Origin of the sequence: Pseudomonas sp. D1-36 (assembly GCF_051132205.1) — a bacterium.
In the GTDB taxonomy this organism is placed as follows: domain Bacteria; phylum Pseudomonadota; class Gammaproteobacteria; order Pseudomonadales; family Pseudomonadaceae; genus Aquipseudomonas.
This window is the reverse complement of record NZ_CP071674.1, coordinates 1,249,159-1,268,725: the sequence shown is the minus strand read 5'-3', so window position 1 is coordinate 1,268,725 and position 19,567 is coordinate 1,249,159. Positions and strand designations below refer to the sequence as shown.

Below are 19,567 nucleotides of genomic sequence, written 5' to 3'. Positions count from 1 at the left end.
ACCAAAACGCAGAACCCCAGTAGAGCGCGAGTCTGATGAAGTTCGCTCAAGCGCGCTGCCACAGTTGCGTGACAGTTTGATGAAGATTGCCGAGTGGTAGTCTGAAGCTTCGCGAAGAACCGTAGCGAGGACGGTTGCTTCGCTGGACCACCGCACGTCTCATCTCCCCCCAGCGTGGCCATTTACCTGTCAGACCTGACAGTAGCCAAGCACTCCCGGCGCGCGTTTACTACGGGTCAACGCAATAGCTTTCAGCCTTGCGATCACAGAGAGCGCCAGCATGAACCTGTATGAGCAAATCCAGGGGAAACCCGCTGTGGTGTCGATGGGAGCCCTCAACATTCCCGACGCTATCGTTCTGGATGCGGGAATTTCGGGCATCAATAAGGCGTTGCTCAAGGCTGATCCTGCAGGCTTATGTGTCCATGTGCCGTCCGCCCACCTGATCAACGGTGACAAGGTGGATATCTATTTCTCCAACGTGTCTTCGCCTGTCCTGTCGCTCGTGGTGCCCAAGGACCATGACGCCAACAAGCCACTGTCCGGCTTCATTGATGCCAAACAAGTGCCGGAGGGCTTCAGCGAACTGTTCTATCGGGTCAATGGCGCGGAGTCGGCACATCTGAAAATACTGACCAGAAAACGTTCGCCGGGGGGGAGAGATCCCGAGCCACAACGTCCCGGACACGGGTTGCTAACGGCACCTCGAACCGCTGACACCGAAGTTGATGGCGCAGAAGATGTTCCTGTGGCGATTGACCCGTGGCGAGGAATGCGGGCGGGACACAAACTGAATTTGCAAATCGCCAACTGGTGCTTGCCATATACCGTAGAGTCTGGGGAAGAGGGCCAACCTGTGGTCTTTATCCTGACCCGGGAGATGATTGCCGAACTGGGCAATCGTGACGTGCTGATGTTCTACAGGCTATGGGATGAGGTGGGTAATCCAGCGACCGACCGCTCCCTGACCCGTACGATCCGCGTCCGGCCAACGGTAGGAACAATGGGCGTCGCGCTCAATGCTCCACGCATTGGCGATGTAGACCTGGACAATGTGATCGACCTGGGAAAAACCGGGGAAAGCGATGTCCTGGTGGAAGTTGACGTCGCGGCCAATGGCTTGACTGCCGGTCAGCAGATCAAGCTCAACTGGCGCGGCGAGCCACTCGATGGACCGCCGCAGCTGTTGACCCTGAACCAGACCGTAGGCGAAGCGCCCAGTGTCGTTTTCAGCATCAGCCCGTCCATGCTTTCCCAATGGGTGGGGAGCTGGGTTTCTGCCACATGGATGCCCGCCACGGGTGATGGGTTCCACGCGTCTGCGGCGGTTGAGTTCCTGCTCATCGACACTTCGAATGTCGTACCTCTTGAAGCCCCGGACGACTCGGCATTAGTCCTGTGGTTGCCCATAATCCCTGGACAGGTGGAGCCAGTGGAAGGCGGGCTCGCAATGGTCGGCATTCCCAAAATGATCTACGACGATAACCCCGCCGGCCTGGCAGTCATCATTGACCCCTGGGACGGCATGGCACCCAACGAAACGTGCCGGCTATTTCTCAACGGCGAAGCGACGCCCGTCGACATTCATCTTGTGGGTCCGGGAACGGAAAACGACCCATTCACGATGCATGTCCCGCCCCAACGTCTCATCAACGGCGTCAATTCGCTGGTATACAGCGTGGAGCGCCCAAGCAGTAACGACGAGTTCAGCAGCCCGCTGACCATGCTTTATCACGAGGTGCGCCCTGGCTACGTCGATCAGGACCCCGCTACGGAAGGACACTCCGAACTCGCGCTGGCGTTTCCTATCGCGCAAAACAACGGCATCGATATAGTGAAGGAAGGCTTGGACGGCACCTTGCAACAGCTCACGGTGCATTGCCGCTACCCCTTCTGCAGGCTGTACGACCATGTCGACATCGACTTCGGCGGGCACATCGTCCATTTCAGCGTTCCCGCCGACCAGGCCCCACCGGTACCGTCCATCACTCCCACGACAGTGACGGTTATCGTCCCGGCATCGGAACTGGACCAGATCGAAAACCGCCGAGCCTTGCCAGTCCGCTTTACCGTCACGGACTTGATAGAAAACAGCACCGATCCTTTGTCCATCTGGTCGGCGACAACCTATATCGATGTCGACCGCCGAAACGAACGCTTGCCAGCGCCCATCTTCCGCGAAGACCTCGCTGACGAAAACGACGATGCCAGCTTGATCGACCTGGACAAACTCGCCGGGCGGCCCTTGTCGTTAATCATCAGTACCAGCCACCCGTCATACCGGGCCGGGGACGAGGTGAGCGCTATTTTCAAGAGTCCACCCGATCCCGACTACATCGTTCCAGTTGGTATTGTCCAAACAGAGCTCGGCCAGCCCAAACCCTTGGTTCTACAGGTGCCCAATAACCTGCTCGTCGCCGACAGAGACGTCAGCTGCGCCTACGATGTCCGGTTCAAGACCCTCAACCGGGAAGGCTATTCCACAACCGCGTTCGCCAAAGTCGTCGGTTTCGGCGAACTGCAACTGCCCAACCTGCTCGAAGCAGACGGCATGGGCGCGAGTCAGGTCCTGGCCCCCCTGGATGCGATCAATGGCGCCACCGTCCGCATCGCGTTGGCTGGCTTGCTAAGCACCGACATGATCAAGTTGATCCTCACCGGCAAGCCTGGCGAAGGCACCCCGGACCTCGCGCCAGTTCCCGGAGAAGTCGACGGTAGCGTTGATATTCCAATTCCCGCGTCGGTGATCGCTGCGAACATTGGCAACGGCATCAACGCCACCTTTACGCTCAGGTACGAATTACTGCGGGGCGGCGAGACCTTTGCGTCGGGCACCGTTACTGTGACGGTCACTCCCCTTCCCGCCACCAGCCTGAACTTACCGGTGTTCTTCATCAACAATGCCGAAGAACTCAACGTACTGAACCTGAACAGCTTCACGGGGGATGCGGTTATTCGCGCAAAACTCTGGTCCTTTATTGCGGCTGGACAGCAGGTTCGCATGAGCCTGGAAGGCAGGACACCGGATAATAATCCCAGCAATCGAACGATTTGGAATGGCGCTGGCAGCAAAGTGACCCCTGAATGGATCACGAACGGGTTCTGGCCGGTCACCGTACCTCGTGCCTACCTCGATACCCTGGGCGACGGGACTCAGCTGATCATTAAATTCAGCGCATCCCTGGACTTGAGGGACGACGCCGGCACGGACATCGATTTCCCCGACCGTGTCTATCGTGTCGGCATCGCAGGACAGGCGCCCGTCATCACCTCAGTGAAGGCAGGCGCAACCGAAATACCGCCTGGAAGCGATACGTTCGAAACCCGGATTACCGTGAGCGGCACCATCACACCCAGCCGGGGCGTGGACCTGTATGACGGTGATATTCGGCTGGGCTCAGCGACTGTCACCGGTAATACATGGTCCATGGGTCCGTTGACGTTCTTGCCGGCCCTGCACACCCTGACCGCGAGGGCTCTGGATGGAACCACGTCGTTCCCTGCATGGGCCTTCACGGTCAAGGTCGAGACGCAAACGCCAACCATAACCGCGGTGATAACGGACGAAGGCGTGGTGGCCGACCAAGGCGAGACCTATTACCGGAGCGCGACAATTACCGGCAGCGGCACCGGAACGACAGGACAAGAGATAGAGCTCTTGGATAACAACGTCTCCATCGGTCGCTTCCCCGTCAACTCGGCTAACGAATGGACGGTGCAGTGCCGGCTGTTCAGCGCAGAAACCCACACCCTCACCGTACGAGCGGTCGACGGGAGCGGCAAGCGCTCGACACGCGTGTTTCGAGTCCTGGAAGGACTGTCACTGCACATCGCGAAATTCTCCGAACGCCTATCGGGCGGATGGCTATGGGGTGGGGCCGGCAGTTCGAGCGATCTGTCGTGGTACGCATACCCCAACCAGACCGTTTACTTTATGCTTAACATAACCAGGACAAACAATTCCGCTGGAACATTCTTGACTCGGACTTTTACCGGGATGACACCTGGAGCCACCTACCTCTTGTCTTCCTCGGCCTTCCGATACAACGCAGCGGTCGGAGCGATCACACGTCTTCAATTGGGAACCAGCCATGGAGAACGGTCGGCAGAGGTGGTGCTGGATACGCTCCAAGTTGCAAAGCAAATCCTGCTAAGCTTCGTAGCGACCTCGCCCACCATGACCATGCTTTACATCAACAATGAAGCGTTAGGGACGGGGAATGATTTTTGCATGACCCATATTCAGATCCAAAGAATGCAGCTTCCCTCATGAATCACAGACCTCAGCGTTGAGTGGATGTTGCACACAACCGGCCGATGTCGTTGGGGTAGTCGGTCGTCAGCCCGCGCTTGAATCCGAGGCTTTCGCGCTCCAGACTAGGCCTGTGCAGGAAGCGCTGACCCAAAGGTTCTCGCCAAAACGCGCCCGGGCCGGTCGCAACTGCGCAAGTGCCTGCTCGTGTTCGCAACGCCAGTCGTCGTGGCCAGTGACCAGGCCCGCCGAGAGAATCTTGTAGGTGCACCTGGCCCAGTGGGTCCGAAGCGCGCAGAGGCAGATCGAGGGTGGGGATCGGTTCATCAATCTGCACCCACTCCACACCTCGGGTATCGAGGCGATGGAAAATATCACCGTAGACCGGCAGCCGCCGCTCCAGCAAGTCGAGCTTGTCCAAGCCGCCGTGCTTGGCCTTGCTCAACCAAAGGTACGTCAGCGGGCCGATGACTGCCGGCTTGACCCGATGGCCCTGGGCGCGGGCTTCGTCGATTTCGTCGAACAGCCGCTCCCAGCCCAGCGTACCTTTCCAATCAGCTTCCAGGTCGTTCAATTCGCGGTCGGCGCCGATGCGGGGAAAACCGAGGGTATGGGCCAGGGCCATGGGAATGTCCTCCTTGTAAAAGATGACGCCATTGTCGACAGCCAGCCCCACATGAGACAAACTCAACCTTTTCGTGTTGATCACAAGTTTTACTCATGGAGCAACCCAGTGCTTGAACTCCGCCACCTCAAGACGCTGCACGCCCTGCGCGAAGCCGACAGCCTGGTCGAAGCCGCCGAACGCCTTCACCTGACCCAGTCCGCCCTCTCCCATCAGTTCAAGGAATTGGAAGAGCGCCTGGGCATGCAGTTGTTCGTGCGCAAGACCAAGCCGGTACGCTTCACCAGCGCCGGCCTGCGCTTGCTGCAACTGGCCGATGCCACCCTGCCGTTGCTGCGCAGCGCCGAACGGGACATCGCGCGGCTGGCCGGCGGCACCGCCGGGCGTTTGCACATGGCCATCGAGTGTCACAGCTGCTTCCAGTGGTTGATGCCGACCATCGACCAGTTCCGCGATGCCTGGCCGGAAGTCGAGCTGGACCTGGCCTCGGGCTTCGCCTTCGCCCCGCTGCCGGCCCTGGCCCGTGGCGACCTGGACCTGGTCGTCACCTCCGATCCCCTGGAACTTGCGGGCATCACCTACGTGCCGCTGTTCACCTACGAGGCGATGCTGGCGGTGGCCAACCAGCATCGGCTGGCGGGCAAGGCCTACATCGTGCCCGAAGACCTCATCAGCGAAACCCTGATCACGTATCCGGTGGAACGCGATCGCCTGGACATCTTCACCCGCTTCCTCGAACCGGCCGACATCGAACCGGCCCAGGTGCGCACGTCCGAGCTGACGGTGATGATGATGCAACTGGTCGCCAGTGGCCGTGGCGTCTGCGGCATGCCCCATTGGGCGCTGCATGAATACAGCTCACGGGGCTACGTGAAGGCCAAGCGGCTGGGGGAAAAAGGTTTGTTCGCCACGCTCTACGCGGCGGTGCGCACCGACATGCTCGACGCGCCGTATATGCGCGACTTTCTGCTGACGGCAAAAGACACGTCGTTTTCCACACTCGACGGTGTCAGCGCGGTGCGGTAATTGCCACAAAGCTCCATCACTCAAACTTGCGGTGAGATCAGAGTTCAAGCCACATATGGATCTTGTCGAGGTACTCGTCCCCCACGCGAATCGCCATCGGCTCTAGGCCATACAACAGAAAGCCGCAGCGCTGGTAAAGCTCGATGGCCGGGTCGTTGCCGGCGGTGACGGTCAATTGCACAAGGCGCAGGAAGGGATGGCGACGGGCTTCGTCGAGGGCGGCCCGCATCAACTGTTCGCCGAGCCCGGCGTGACGATGGGCCTCGACGACGTACATGCCGAACAGCGTCGCCTTGTGCCGCGCCTTCAGCCGAGGCTCCAGGGCCAGGCCGACGATACCCACCAGCTCGTGCGCGATGAACGCGCCGAGGATCACTTCGAGCCGGCTGGTCAGGCGCGACTCCCACCAATTTATGGGCAGCGTCGCCCGTTCGCTGGCGCTGGAAGTGAAGGCCTGTGGATGGAATTCATAGGCCTGGAGCATCAGCTCCCGATAGCTCTGGGCGTCACCCGCCTTCAGCCGTCGGATGCTCACGCCGAACGCCGTTGCTCAAGCATCAACCGCAGGGCCAGCGCACCGAGCACGAAGCCCATGAAATACCGTTGCGCCGCCAGCCAGGTCGGGTTGTGGACGAACCATGAGGCGATGCCGGCGGCGAACAGTGCGATCAGCAGATTGACACTGAAACTGACGCTGATCTGGGTCAGCCCGAGGATGATGCTCTGGGTGAACAGTGAACCGTGCTCCGGGCTGATGAACTGCGGGAACACCGAGAGGTAGAACACCGCGATCTTCGGGTTCAGGGCGCTGGTGAGAAAGCCCATGGTGATCAGCTTGCGGGTCGAGTCCGCCGGCAATTGCTGGGCCTGGAACGGCGAGCGGGCGCCGGGTTTCACCGCTTGCCAGGCCAGCCACAGCAGGTACAGCGCACCGGCCCATTTGAGGACTTCATAGGCCATGGGCACCGCGAGGAACACCGCCGTCAGCCCCGCCGCCGCCGCGAACATGTGCACGAAGAACCCCGCCACCACGCCCAACAAAGAAGTGACGCCGGCCTTGCGCCCCTGACAGATCGAGCGGGAAATCAGGTAGATCATGTTCGGGCCGGGCGTGAGCACCATCAGCAACGCGGCGGCGGCGAAAATCAGCAGGTCCGGCAAGGGGATCATGAAGGCGTCGCTCCTTGAATCAGCAGGTCGAGAGGCAGTGGGTTCGATAAAACGGCAGGATCACTTCGCCTGTCAACGGCGCCAGCAGTAAACCGCTGTCGCGGGACGGGTCGATCCAATGCACTTCTTCAATTTCGGCAGCCGGGGAAACCGCTGCATCGGTCTCCAGCAAAAACACCTCGGCCTGCACGATAAATCCCGGCTCATTGGAGGCCGGCGCGCTGAATTGCCCCAGATGACGGGCCTGGGCCGGATCGATCCTGAGCCCGAGCTCCTCGTCCAATTCCCGAGCCAGGGCCTGGATCGGTTGCTCATGGGCTTCGATCTTGCCGCCGGGTTGCATGAAGGCCTGGGTGCCGCGCTTGCGCACCAGCAGGGTCCGGCCGTCCGGGCCGATGAGCAGGGCGGCGGCGATGCGGATCAGAGGGGTGGTCATGTACAAGGGCCTCGGGCGGAAAATGCCGGGCAGGTTACAGATCAAAGCGGCGGGAGCAAAGCCTGGCGCCATCTGACAACCCACCGCAGCCCCTGTGGGAGCGAGCCTGCTCGCGAAAGCGGTGTGTCAGTCAAATCATTCCAACTGGTAGGCCGCCTTCGTCGGATCGCCGCCCGGAGCAGGCTCGCTCCCACAGGTAATCACCGTGCTCATTGAAGCCGCATAATCACCCCAAGATAGGCTTCGGCGTCGAAGGATCCGCCTCCTCCTCTGGGATCTTGACGAACACGCTGTACCGCGCCCCTTCCATTGCTTCGAAGGCGATGAGCTTTTCGATCAGCGGGCCGCTCATGACCTTTCCGGCGTTGAGTAGCAGCATGCCATTGTCGGCATTGAGGTTGCGCGCCAGAACCATGCCTGCCTCCAGTTCACGAGTGCTGGTGACTTTCACGGTCGGGTCGGACAGCGTCACGTCTTCCAGGTATTCGCCACAGGCCTTGATGAAGTCTTCGACCATGTTCGGGTCGTACAGCTTGCCACCGTATTTGCGGATGTAGACCAGCGCTTCGTCGCTGTTCATCTGCCGCTCCAGGATCAACCCGCGCTGCAACTCGATGAAATCCACCGCCAGTTTCAACAGGCGCGAGCCGAACGGAATCGCCTCGCCCTTCAAGTGATCGGGGAATCCGCTGCCGTCCCAACGTTCCTGGTGATGAAGGATGATCCGCGCCGCGTCCTTCATCGGGTCCAGGGTCATCAGCAGCGATTCGCTCTGCTTCGGATAGGCGCGGTACAGCTCCAGTTCGCTGTGATGCAGCATGTCCGCCGGCGTGACCATCATGTTATCGGTCCAGCTCAGCTTGCCGATGTTGTAGAGCGCGGCGGCCATGGTCAGGTCGCGGTCGGTGGACTCGTCGAGGAAATTGAGCCGGCTATAGACCCGGATGAGTTCGATGATCTGCCGGTTGGTCTGCTTGGCCTTGGGCAGGCGCAGGTTGGCGATCAGCGAGAACACCTCGGTGCCGGTCACGTAGCTGCGCTTGAGCTCTTCATAGGCCAGGTCGAGCATGTCGGCGGTCTGCTGCAACTCGGCGGTCCGCGACGCCACGCGTTTTTCCAGGGTGGCGTTGAGGGTCTTGAGTTGCTGGTTCTGCTCACGATTCAGGGCTTCGAGGCGCTGACGCTCGCTCTCCGAATGCTGGTGGGCCAGGGCTTGGCGCAGGGCCTGCACCAACTCCTCGTCATTCCAGGGCTTGCTGAGGTAGCGGTAGAGCTGCCCCTCATTGATAGCCTTGGTCATCATGTCCACGTCGGCATAACCGGTGAGCAGGATGCGCAATGTCGAAGGATAAAGCTTGCGAATTTCCGCCAGCAGCGTGGCGCCGTCCATGTTGGGCATGCGCGCATCGGTCATCACCAGATCGACCGGCCGCTCCTTGAGAATTTCCAGGGCCTTGGCGCCACTGTCGGCCACCAGGATTTCGTACGGCTGGCTGCGCAACAGCCGACGCAGGCTGTTGAGGATCGATTCTTCGTCATCTACCAACAACACCGTCGGCTTTGTTGCCGGAACGCCCGGCGCTTGATCTTCCATTGGAACCCCCTCCTGTCATCGACAACCGTTCTACCTTAGCCCCAAAAAACAGGCTAGTAGATTGCGAAAATTTAGACACAATTCGCCATCACTCACCTCGCGCTTCCGACGAGCCGACTATGCTGTACCCCATGAAGGGCCAAGTACAGGCCGAATACTCATGCCAGCGAAAGGGATATCAGATGTACCCACGGTTCCGTAGTCAGCATCTCGACGGTGCACGGCCATGAGCCTGCCGATGGAAAGATCCAATCGGCGGATACTGATCGTTGATGACACGCCGACAATCCATGAGGATTTTCGAAAGATTCTCAGCCCCCACGCAGCGCCCGAAGACAGCCTGAGCAATGCTGAAGAAGCCTTGTTCGGCGCCCCCGTGGTGGTTTGCGCCCAGAGCTTCGAGCTCGAATCGGCGTTCCAGGGCATGGAAGCCCTGAACAAGGTCGAAACCGCCCTTGCCCAGGGCAAACCGTTCGCCATGGCTTTCATCGACATGCGCATGCCGCCGGGTTGGGACGGCCTGGAAACCATCGAGCGGCTGTGGCGCGCCGACCCCAAGTTGCAAGTGGCGTTGTGCACGGCCTACTCGGATTATTCCTGGGAGGACATCGCCGACCGTCTCGAACTGGGCGACCGCCTGCTGATCCTGAAGAAACCTTTCGATGCGATCGAGATTCGCCAGATGGCGAGCACCTTGACCGTCAAATGGCAGATGACCGAAGACGCCGCGTTGAAAATGGACATGCTCGAACGGGCAGTGGAAGAACGCACCCGGGAGCTGGCCGACGCCAACATCATCGTGCAGAACAGCCCGACCATCCTTTATCGCCTGCGCGGCGAGCCGCCGTTCCCATTGATGTACATCTCCCACAACATCACCAAGTTCGGCCATGTCGCGGCGCGCCTGATCAGCTCGCCGGACTGGGCGCAAACCTTGATCCACCCCGACGACCAGGCCAAGGTCGACGAAGCCATGGTGCGCGTCCTGGACCGCGACACCGCGGGCGCCTCCATCGAATTTCGCATGCGCACTGGCGACGACACGTTCCGCTGGGTAGAGAACCGCTACATCCCGGTGCGCAACGAGCAAGGCCTGCTGCTGGAAGTCGAAGGCATCATCCTCGACATCACCGAGCGCAAGCTGGCCGAGGAAAAGATCGCCTTGCTGGCCCGCACCGATGGCCTGACCGGGCTCGCCAACCGCGCCACCATGATCGAGCGGCTGCACCAGGCCTTTGCGGCCGCCCGTAGGGGGGCGGCGCCCTTCGCAATGTTTTACCTGGACCTGGACCACTTCAAGCGGATCAACGACACCCTCGGGCACCCCATCGGTGACCTGCTATTGCAACAAGTCGCAGCGCGGCTCAAGGGCTGCACCCGGGAAAACGACGTGGTGGCGCGCCTGGGTGGCGACGAATTCGCCATCCTGCAACTGGACGTCCACGAAGCGACCCACTGCGCCGCGCTGGCGGCCAAGATTCGCGACACGCTGGTGGCGCCCTATTCCCTGGATGGCAACGACGTACGCATTTCCGTGAGCATCGGCATCAGCCTGTACTCCTCGCAGAGCCCAAGCGCCGACAGCCTGATGGCCCAATCCGACATGGCCCTGTACCGCTCCAAGGAAAAGGGCCGCAACCAGTATCACTTCCACAACGAGGAAATTAACCAGGAGGTCACGGATCGGGTCGCCCTCGCCAATGACCTGCGCCTGGCCATCGAAAACAACGAGTTGCACTTGCACTACCTGCCGGAAGTCGACCTTGGCACCGGCCGGATTCTCGGCATGGGCGTGCAGGTGCGCTGGAACCATCCCGCGCGCGGCTGGCTGGAACCGGCCGCCTTCATGCCGGCCGCGGAAAAAACCGGAATCATCATCGGCCTGGGCCATTGGGTCCTGGACCAGGCCTGCCAGCAGATGCGCCAATGGCGAGACCAGGGCATGTCGCCACCCGTGATCGCCATCGACCTGTCCCTGACCCAGCTCAAGACCGGCCCGGAACTGATCTACGACGTGCTGCGTACCACCGCGCGCTGGGAGCTGGCGCCCTGGGACCTGCGTTTCGACGTCACCGAAGCGACCCTGGCCCAGACCAAATGGACCCATAACGACGTGCTGCCACGCCTGTGCGAGTTGGGCGTGCAGGTCGCCATCGACGATTTCGGCACCGAGTACTCATCCTTCGATTACCTCAAGACTTACCGCGTGAACCACCTCAAGCTCGCCCAACGCTTCCTCGACAGCGCCAACGCCGATCCGGAGAACGCCACGACCCTGCGGGCCATCATCAACTTCGCCCGGGACGTGGGCATCGGCATCATCGCCGAAGGGGTCGAGACCCAGGAGCAACGCACGACGCTGATGTCCAGCGGCGGGTCGATACAAGCCCAGGGGCACTATTTCAGCACTGTGGTGGACAGTGAGCAGGCCGCCGCCCTGCTCAAGGCGGGCGCCATCGTTCCGGTGGCGGACCACTGGACCCGGCCGGCGAGCCAGCTATCGGAGAGCAGCCCATGAACCCCATGTCCGTACCGGCAAACAGGCGCATCCTGGTGGTGGACGACACGCCCGCCATTCACCACGACTTTCGAAAGATCCTCAGCCCCAGCGCAGGCAACGATGACTCGCTGGACGACACCGAGAGCCTGTTGTTCGGCACGCCGCAGGTGAACCGGGTGCAATTCCAGATCGACTCGGCCTACCAGGGCGAGGAAGCGCTGGAACTGGTCAAGCGCGCCCAGGCCGAAGGCCAGCCCTATGCCCTGGTGTTCGCCGACATGCGCATGCCGCCCGGCTGGGACGGCCTGCAGACCATCGAACAACTGTGGAAAGCCGACCCGCGCCTGCAGATCGCCCTGTGCACCGCGCATTCGGATTACTCCTGGGAGACCATGTCGGAACGCATCGAATTCGACGATCAGTTGTTGATTCTCAAGAAGCCGTTCGACACCCTGGAAATCCGCCAGATGGCCAGCGCCATGACCTGGAAATGGCAATTGGCCCAGGACGCCGCACGCAAGATGCGCAGCCTGGAACGCACCATCGAAGAGCGGGTCCAGGAGCTGCTCAAGGTCTCCCACCTGCTGCAATATGACGTGCTCACCGAGCTGCCCAACAGCATGCTGCTCGGCGACCGCCTGACCCAGGCCTTGGCCCAGTGCCGCCGGCATGACCGACAGTTGGCGGTGATGTTCATCGGCCTGGACCGCTTCAAGCGCATCAACAATGCGCTGGGGCACCCGGTGGGCGACGAGATGCTCAAGCGCGTGGCGCGGGCGTTGGCGGCCGTGGTGCGCGAGTCCGACTCGGTGTTTCGCTACGGCTCCGATGAGTTCGTGGTGATCCTCGGCGACATCGCCGACCCACAATTGACCAAGGGCGTGGCGGAAAAGCTGCTGGGGGCTATCAACTCCCCGCACCCCATCGACGGTCACGACCTGACGGTGACAGCGAGCCTGGGCATCAGCGTGTATCCGGCCGATGGTTTCGATGCCGTGGCGCTGATCAAAAAGGCCGAGACGGCAATGCGCAACGTCAAGGAAAACGGCCCCAACGATTTCCGTTTTTTCACCGAGGACATGAATCGCCGCGCCCGTCAGCAGCAGACCATCGAATCTGGCTTGCGCCTGGCCTTGCAGCGTAAGGAGTTCGTGCTGCATTACCAGCCCAAGCTCGACCTGACGAGCGGTAAAGTGGTCGGTGCCGAGGCGTTGGTGCGCTGGAATCGCCCCGATCAGGGGCTCGTCTATCCGTCGGATTTCATCCCCGTGGCCGAGGACAGCGGCCTGATCGTCCCGCTGAGCCAGTGGGTGCTCCAAGAGGCCTGCCAGCAGGCCTGTCGCTGGCAGGCCGAGGGCATGCGGCCGCTGTACCTGTCGGTCAACGTCTCGGCGATCGATTTCCGCCAGCGCGGTTTCGTCGACGGCATCGCGCGCACCCTAAAGGAAACCGGTCTGGACCCGACACAGTTAGAACTGGAGATCACTGAAAGCGTGCTCATGCAGAACATCGACACCACCGTCGCCACGCTCAATGCCATCAAGCATCTGGGCATACGGCTGGCCATCGATGACTTCGGCACCGGCTATTCGAGCCTGAGCTACCTGCAGAAATTTCCGGTGGATGTGTTGAAGATCGACCAGTCGTTCGTCGGTGACCTGAGCATCGACAGCAACGACGCGAAACTGGTGAGCACCATCATCAGCCTGGGCAAGAGTTTGAACCTGCACATCATTGCCGAAGGCGTGGAAACCCGGGAGCAGCTGGAATTCCTCAAGATCCACCAGTGCGAGGAAGCCCAGGGCTACTACTTCAGCAAGGCCGTGGCACCGCAAGCCTTCAGCCAATGGATGGCTGAATGGGAACAACGCCCGAACCCGTTTTCGTGAGCGCCAGCGTCATAACCCCCTTGTTTCAAGGGACAGCATTTCAAAGGAAAGCACCCCATGGCGTCACACGGACTGATTCTGGCTCTCGGCCTGCTGGTGGGACTGAGCGTGACCGCTCGCGCCGAGCCATTGGACGAACCGCTCAAACCCCTGCCTCCCGCTCCCGCCCTGGACCCCAAGCGAGTCCAGTTGGGCCAGCGGCTGTTCAATGACCCACGGCTGTCGGTCAACAACACCCTGTCCTGCGCCAGTTGCCATCGCCTGGACAAGGGCGGCGCCGACGACAAAGCCTTATCCCTGGGTTTCGACGGCAAGCCAGTGGAGGTCAATACGCCCACGGTGTTCAATGCCAGCCTGAATTTCCACCAGTTCTGGGACGGTCGCGTCGACACCCTGGAAGAACAGGTGCATATCGTCGTCACCAGCCCCGGTGAAATGGGCAGTAACTGGGAAACGGTGGTCAAGCGCATCGCGGGCGATACGGGCTATGCCAGGGATTTTGCCGACGCGTACCCAGACGGCGTGACCCAACCCAATATCCAGGGGGCGCTTGCCGACTACGAGCGCACCCTGCGGACACCCAACTCGCGCTTCGATAAATACCTGCTGGGCGATACCGACATCCTCACGCCTCGGGAAAAGTTCGGCTACCAGCGCTTCAAGGAGTACGGCTGCATTGCTTGCCATCAAGGCGTGAACATCGGCGGCAATATGTTCCAGAAATTCGGCGTGATGGGCGACTACATCCAGGACCGGGGCAATCCGACCCGAGCCGACGAAGGACGCTTCAACGTCACCGGCGACGAAGCCGACCGCCAGGTCTTCAAGGTGCCGAGCCTGCGCAACGTGGCCGTCACCGCGCCGTATTTCCATGGAGGATCGGCACAGACTCTGGAGCAGGCAGTGAAAGTGATGTTCAAGTATCAACTGGGCCGCGAACCCCTGAAGAACGATACTGAACTGATCGTCGAATTCCTCAAGACCCTCACCGGCGAATGGGAGGGCAAGCCGCTATGACTCTCGCACGCCGCCTCGGCCTGGTTTTCATTGGTGTATTGCTGGCCTCGATCCTCCTGTTCATGTACATCCAATCGGGTGCCCAGCAAGCCGCCTCGCACATTGAATCCCGGGACCTGATCCGCCTGCTCAAGCAGCAGGACGGTATCTGGGACAACGAAGTGCTCAAGTCCCGGATCGCCCTGAGCCACAATTATGACCCGCTGGTCTCGCCATTGAGTGAAATGACGCGCCTGTGGCAGCGTCTCGATGCCATTGAGTCGGAGCCCGGCCGCCACGCGCCTACGCTCTGGTCGTCCCAGCGCGACGAATACCTGAAGGCGATCAAGGAAAAAACCCGCCTGGTGGAACAGTTCAAGTCCCATAACGCGGTACTGCGCAACTCCCTGGCATTCCTGCCCACCGCCGAGGACGACATCCAGCGCCAGTTCACCCAACTGTCCGACGGTGAAAAACTGGAACTGCAAAACGTTGCCATCGACACCTACGACCTGCTGCTCAGCACGATGGAGTTCGCCCAGATCACCACCCGCGAGCAGGCCGCCGAAGTCTTGCTGGGCCTCAATCAGCTGGACGTCAATAAAGAGCGGCTGCCGGCGGGGATCGTCAGCTCCGTCGACATCCTGGGCAGGCACATCGCGTTGATCTTGCGCGAGCAACCGTTGGTCAATCAGCTGTTGCATGACTTCGAGGCGGTCCCCCTGGCCGCACGCCTGGACACCATCACCAGCCTGCTGGAAAAAGATCAGGAAAAAGCGGCTGCCAAACATCAGCGCAACCACATTCTCTTGCTCTTGTTCGCCACCTTCCTGACGTTGATATTGATTTGGCTGGCGGTTCGGCTGGTGCGCAGTTTCGGCGAGATCAAGCGGGTCAACAGCGCCCTGCAAACCGCCAACGACGAGCTCGAACAACGGGTCGAGGAACGCACCCGCCAGCTCAAGGACACCCAGAGTGAACTGATGGACACTGCCCGCCAGGCCGGCATGGCGGAGATCGCCACCAACGTGCTGCACAACGTCGGCAACGTGCTCAACAGCGTGAACATTTCCGCCGACCTGGTCAGCCGAAAACTGCGCAGCAGCAAGGCCCTGGGCCTGGGCAAGGCGATGAACCTCATCAACGAGCACAGCCACGACCTGGGGCACTTCCTCACCGAGGACGAAAAAGGCAAGCTACTACCCGGTTATCTCAACCAATTGGTGGAAGCCATCGCGACGGAACAACAAAGCCTGACCGACGAGCTTGCGCAACTGAGCAAGAGCGTCGACCACATCAAGGACATCGTTTCCACGCAGCAGTCCTACGCCGGCGCCAATAGCCTGATGGAACCGCTGGTGGTCAGCGAACTGCTCGAGGACGCCCTGCGCATGAACTCAGGGGCCCTGACCCGCCACCATGTGACGGTGATCAAGGAGTACGGCGAGGTGCCACGGATCATGGGCGACAAACACCGCATGCTGCTGATCCTGATCAACCTGATCAGCAATGCCAAATACGCCATGGCGGGGGTTTCCAACCATGCGCGGAACATGACGCTCAAAGCCAGGGTCGTAGATCAAGAACTGCAAATCAGCGTGAAGGACGAAGGCGAAGGAATCCCGGAGGAAAACATGACGCGCATCTTCGCCCACGGTTTTACCACCCGTAAGGACGGTCACGGGTTCGGCCTGCACAGTTGCGCACTGGCGGCGATTGAAATGAACGGCCACCTCACCGCGCACAGCGAGGGGCCAGGGACCGGGGCGACATTCGTATTGCAACTGCCCTTGAAACTCGCAGAAGGTGAGCCATGAATAGCCTGAGTAACCGGCGCATCCTCTTGATCGACGATACGCCAGCCATCCATGACGACTTCCGAAAGATCCTGACGCCCGAGGACGAGAGCAACGCTGATCTACAGGACATGGAAAGCGCGCTGTTCGGCGAAGCGCCGAAAGTGGCCGCCACCGTTTTCGAACTTGACTCCGCCTACGGTGGCCAGGAAGGCCTGGCCAAATTGCAGCAGGCGCTGGCCAAGGAGCATCCCTATGCCCTGGCCTTCGTCGACATGCGTATGCCCGAAGGCTGGGACGGCGCCAAGACCATCGAGGAACTGTGGAAAGTCGATCCGCAACTGCAAGTGGTGGTCTGCACCGCGTACTCGGATTATTCCTGGGATGAGCTGCTCGACCGTCTCAACGGCCACGATCGTCTGCTGATTCTGAAAAAGCCCTTCGACAACATCGAAGTTCAGCAGATGGCCAACACCTTGACCACCAAATGGGAAATGACCTCCCGCGCCCGTTTGAAAATGAACAAGCTCGAAGACCTGGTGGAACAACGCACCCTGGCGTTCAAACAGGCCAGCGAGTTGCTACAGATGGAAATCGACGAACGCAAGATGCTCGAGAGCCAGCTGGTGCAATCGGAAAAACTCGCCTCCCTGGGCCAACTGGCCGCCGGCGTGGCCCACGAGATCAACAACCCGATCGGCTTCATTTCCTCCAACCTCGGCGCCCTCGGCGGCTACTTCAGCAAACTGGAGGAAATGCTCCAGGCCTACGGCAGTGCCGAGCAAGCCATCGCCTCGCCGGAGTTGGTGCTGAATTTGAAAAGCCTGCGCGAGCAGGTGGAACTGGACTTCCTGGTGGAAGACATCCCGGTGCTGATCAAGGAATCCAAGGACGGCATCGCCCGCGTCGGGCAGATCGTCAAGGACCTCAAGGACTTTTCCCGCGTCGACTCCAGCCAGGAATGGCAGATGGCCAATTTGCAGCAAGGCATGGACTCGACCTTGAACATCGTCGCCAACGAGATCAAGTACAAGGCCGACGTGGTCAAGCAATACAGCCCGTTGCCGGAGGTCGAGTGCCTGCCGTCGCAAATCAACCAGGTGATCATGAACCTGATCGTCAATGCCGCCCAGGCCATCGGCCCGGAACGCGGCACCATCACCCTGCGCAACGGGGTGGAAGGCGACAACGTCTGGATCGAAGTCGCCGACAACGGCTCCGGCATCCCGCCGGAAACCCTGCAGAAAATCTTCGACCCGTTTTTCACCACCAAGCCCATCGGCCAAGGCACGGGACTTGGATTGTCGCTGTCCTACGGCATCGTGAAAAAACACAACGGCGACATCACGGTGAGCAGTGAAGTGGGGGTGGGAACGACCTTTCGGGTGGAGTTGCCGGTGCGGCAGATGAAATTGGCGGGGTGAGCGACCGCAGTTTCCAATTTCAGCGAGAGGGCTCCGTGGCGAGGGGATTTAGCGAAACGTCGCACCGCCCCGCTGGGCTGCGCAGCGGCCCCAAGAATTTCAGGGCCGCTTCGCGCCCCAGCGGGGATAAATCCCCTCGCCACAGGGTTCTTGTTGCCTGCCGTTTCACAGCAAGCGCAGAATCTCTGCTTCGCCCCACCCATCGCTCGCCCCCAAGGAACCCGCATGAGCCTGTCTTTGCTGAGCCGCTACGCCTTCTTCGCTGGCTGCGTGATCTTCACCCTCGCCAGCTTGCCGTTCCTGCAACATGACTGGCTCTGGCCGATAGCGCTGGTGACGGGGCTGCTGAGCCTGCTGGGGTTGTTCGACCTGCTGCAAACCCGCCATGCCGTGCGCCGCAACTATCCGATCCTGGGCAATATCCGTTACCTGGTCGAAGGCATCCGCCCGGAGATCCGCCAGTACCTGCTCGAATCCGATAGCGATGCCCTGCCCTTCTCCCGTGCCCAGCGCTCGCTGGTGTATTCACGGGCCAAGAACGAAAGCGCCGACAAACCGTTCGGCACCTTGATCGACGTCTACCAGGCCGGCTTCGAATTCATCGGCCACTCCATGCGCCCGGCGCCGTTGAGCGACCCCAGCGGCTTTCGCGTCACGGTCGGCGGCCCGCAATGCACCCAGCCCTATTCGGCCTCGGTGTTCAACATCTCGGCCATGAGCTTCGGCTCCCTGAGTGCGAACGCCATCCGGGCCTTGAACCAGGGCGCCAAGCTCGGCAACTTCGCCCATGACACCGGCGAAGGCAGCATCAGCCCCTACCACCGCGAACACGGCGGAGACCTGACCTGGGAATTGGGCAGCGGCTATTTCGGTTGCCGCAGCAGTGACGGGCGCTTCGACCCCGAGCGCTTCGCCACCCAGGCCCGGAACCCGCAGGTGCGGATGATCGAAATCAAAATGAGCCAAGGCGCCAAGCCCGGGCACGGCGGGATCCTGCCCAAGCACAAGGTCACCCGGGAAATCGCCGAGACCCGTGGCATCCTCATGGGCGAGGACTGTGTTTCGCCGTCCCGCCACAGCGCGTTCTCCACGCCAATCGAGCTGATGCAGTTCGTCCAGCAATTGCGCGAACTGTCCGGCGGCAAGCCGGTGGGCTTCAAGTTCTGCCTGGGGCATCCGTGGGAATTCATGGGCATCGCCAAGGCCATGCTGGAAACCGGCATCCTGCCCGACTTCATCGTAGTGGACGGCAAGGAAGGCGGCACCGGCGCGGCACCGGTTGAGTTCACCGATCACATCGGCGTGCCGCTGCGCGAAGGCCTGTTGTTCGTGCACAACACCCTGGTGGGGCTGAACCTGCGGGACAAGATCAAGCTCGGCGCCAGCGGCAAGATCGTCAGCGCCTTCGACATCGCCAGCGTCCTGGCCATCGGCGCCGACTGGGCCAACGCCGCGCGCGGCTTCATGTTCGCCATCGGTTGCATTCAGTCCCAAAGCTGCCACACCAACAAATGCCCCACCGGCGTCGCCACCCAGGACACCCTGCGCCAACGCGCCCTGGTCGTCCCGGACAAGGCCCAGCGGGTCTACAACTTCCACCGCAACACCCTCAAGGCCCTCGCCGAAATGCTTGCCGCCGCGGGGCTTGAGCATCCTTCGCAATTGCAGCCCAAGCATCTGGTGCGGCGCATGTCGGCGACCGAGGTGAAGTTGTTTTCTCAGTTGCATGTGTTTTTGAAGCCGGGGGAATTGCTCACGGGCGAGGTTAATGGAGCGTTTTATTCACGGATGTGGCAGATGGCGCGGGCGGACAGTTTTGAGCCGCGGGAAATTGCGGCGGCTTAAGCGCCGCATAGTTA

General features: G+C 60.9%; 12 protein-coding genes and 2 pseudogenes. 9 read left to right on the top strand and 5 right to left on the bottom strand.

What is annotated here, in order from left to right; all coding sequences use genetic code 11:
- Positions 1-280 precede the first annotated feature (280 nt).
- Positions 281-4,273 (top strand): hypothetical protein, encoded by a 3,993-nt coding sequence (locus J3P76_RS05635; RefSeq protein ID WP_434701646.1) that lies wholly within the window; start codon positions 281-283, stop codon positions 4,271-4,273.
- A gap of 111 nt (positions 4,274-4,384) precedes the next feature.
- Here J3P76_RS05635 and J3P76_RS05630 read toward each other — a convergent pair.
- Positions 4,385-4,820, bottom strand: a pseudogene (locus J3P76_RS05630) (5-methyltetrahydropteroyltriglutamate--homocysteine S-methyltransferase); the annotation flags it as partial.
- 165 nt (positions 4,821-4,985) lie between these two features.
- On the opposite strand from J3P76_RS05630, the gene metR reads away from it, so the two are divergent.
- A complete protein-coding gene (gene metR, locus J3P76_RS05625) occupies positions 4,986-5,903 on the top strand; it encodes a transcriptional regulator MetR (protein ID WP_420765320.1) in 918 nt (305 codons plus the stop codon).
- 37 nt (positions 5,904-5,940) lie between these two features.
- Here metR and J3P76_RS05620 read toward each other — a convergent pair whose 3' ends face one another.
- From J3P76_RS05620 to J3P76_RS05605, 4 genes are all read right to left on the bottom strand, one after another.
- Positions 5,941-6,438 (bottom strand): GNAT family N-acetyltransferase, encoded by a 498-nt coding sequence (locus J3P76_RS05620; protein WP_420765321.1) that lies wholly within the window; start codon positions 6,436-6,438, stop codon positions 5,941-5,943.
- Positions 6,435-7,073: a LysE family translocator gene (locus tag J3P76_RS05615; RefSeq protein WP_047230397.1), complete on the bottom strand. Its 639-nt coding sequence runs from the start codon at positions 7,071-7,073 to the stop codon at positions 6,435-6,437. Before J3P76_RS05615 ends, J3P76_RS05620 begins: the two co-directional genes overlap by 4 nt.
- A 19-nt stretch (positions 7,074-7,092) precedes the next feature.
- A complete protein-coding gene (locus J3P76_RS05610) occupies positions 7,093-7,509 on the bottom strand; it encodes an NUDIX hydrolase (protein ID WP_434701645.1) in 417 nt (138 codons plus the stop codon).
- A gap of 226 nt (positions 7,510-7,735) precedes the next feature.
- Complete coding sequence (locus tag J3P76_RS05605; protein WP_434701644.1) at positions 7,736-9,103, bottom strand: HD domain-containing phosphohydrolase; 1,368 nt, start codon at positions 9,101-9,103, stop codon at positions 7,736-7,738.
- Between the two features lie 226 nt (positions 9,104-9,329).
- On the opposite strand from J3P76_RS05605, the gene J3P76_RS05600 reads away from it, so the two are divergent.
- The 7 genes and pseudogenes from J3P76_RS05600 to J3P76_RS05570 all read left to right on the top strand — a co-directional run bounded on the left by J3P76_RS05600 (position 9,330) and on the right by J3P76_RS05570 (position 19,553).
- A complete protein-coding gene (locus tag J3P76_RS05600; RefSeq protein ID WP_434701643.1) occupies positions 9,330-11,621 on the top strand; it encodes a GGDEF/EAL domain-containing response regulator in 2,292 nt (763 codons plus the stop codon).
- Complete coding sequence (locus J3P76_RS05595; protein WP_420765326.1) at positions 11,618-13,492, top strand: EAL domain-containing protein; 1,875 nt, start codon at positions 11,618-11,620, stop codon at positions 13,490-13,492. Before J3P76_RS05600 ends, J3P76_RS05595 begins: the two co-directional genes overlap by 4 nt.
- Before the next feature lie 57 nt (positions 13,493-13,549).
- Positions 13,550-14,509 (top strand): cytochrome-c peroxidase, encoded by a 960-nt coding sequence (locus J3P76_RS05590; protein ID WP_434560403.1) that lies wholly within the window; start codon positions 13,550-13,552, stop codon positions 14,507-14,509.
- Positions 14,506-16,305 (top strand): DAHL domain-containing protein, encoded by a 1,800-nt coding sequence (locus J3P76_RS05585; protein ID WP_420765328.1) that lies wholly within the window; start codon positions 14,506-14,508, stop codon positions 16,303-16,305. Before J3P76_RS05590 ends, J3P76_RS05585 begins: the two co-directional genes overlap by 4 nt.
- 590 nt (positions 16,306-16,895) lie before the next feature.
- Positions 16,896-16,982 (top strand): annotated as a pseudogene (locus tag J3P76_RS05580) (hypothetical protein); the annotation flags it as partial.
- A 57-nt stretch (positions 16,983-17,039) separates the two neighbouring features.
- Positions 17,040-17,708, top strand: a complete 669-nt coding sequence (locus J3P76_RS05575; RefSeq protein ID WP_434702022.1) for an ATP-binding protein — start codon at positions 17,040-17,042, stop codon at positions 17,706-17,708.
- A gap of 225 nt (positions 17,709-17,933) precedes the next feature.
- Positions 17,934-19,553 (top strand): FMN-binding glutamate synthase family protein, encoded by a 1,620-nt coding sequence (locus J3P76_RS05570; protein ID WP_434701642.1) that lies wholly within the window; start codon positions 17,934-17,936, stop codon positions 19,551-19,553.
- Positions 19,554-19,567 lie beyond the last annotated feature (14 nt).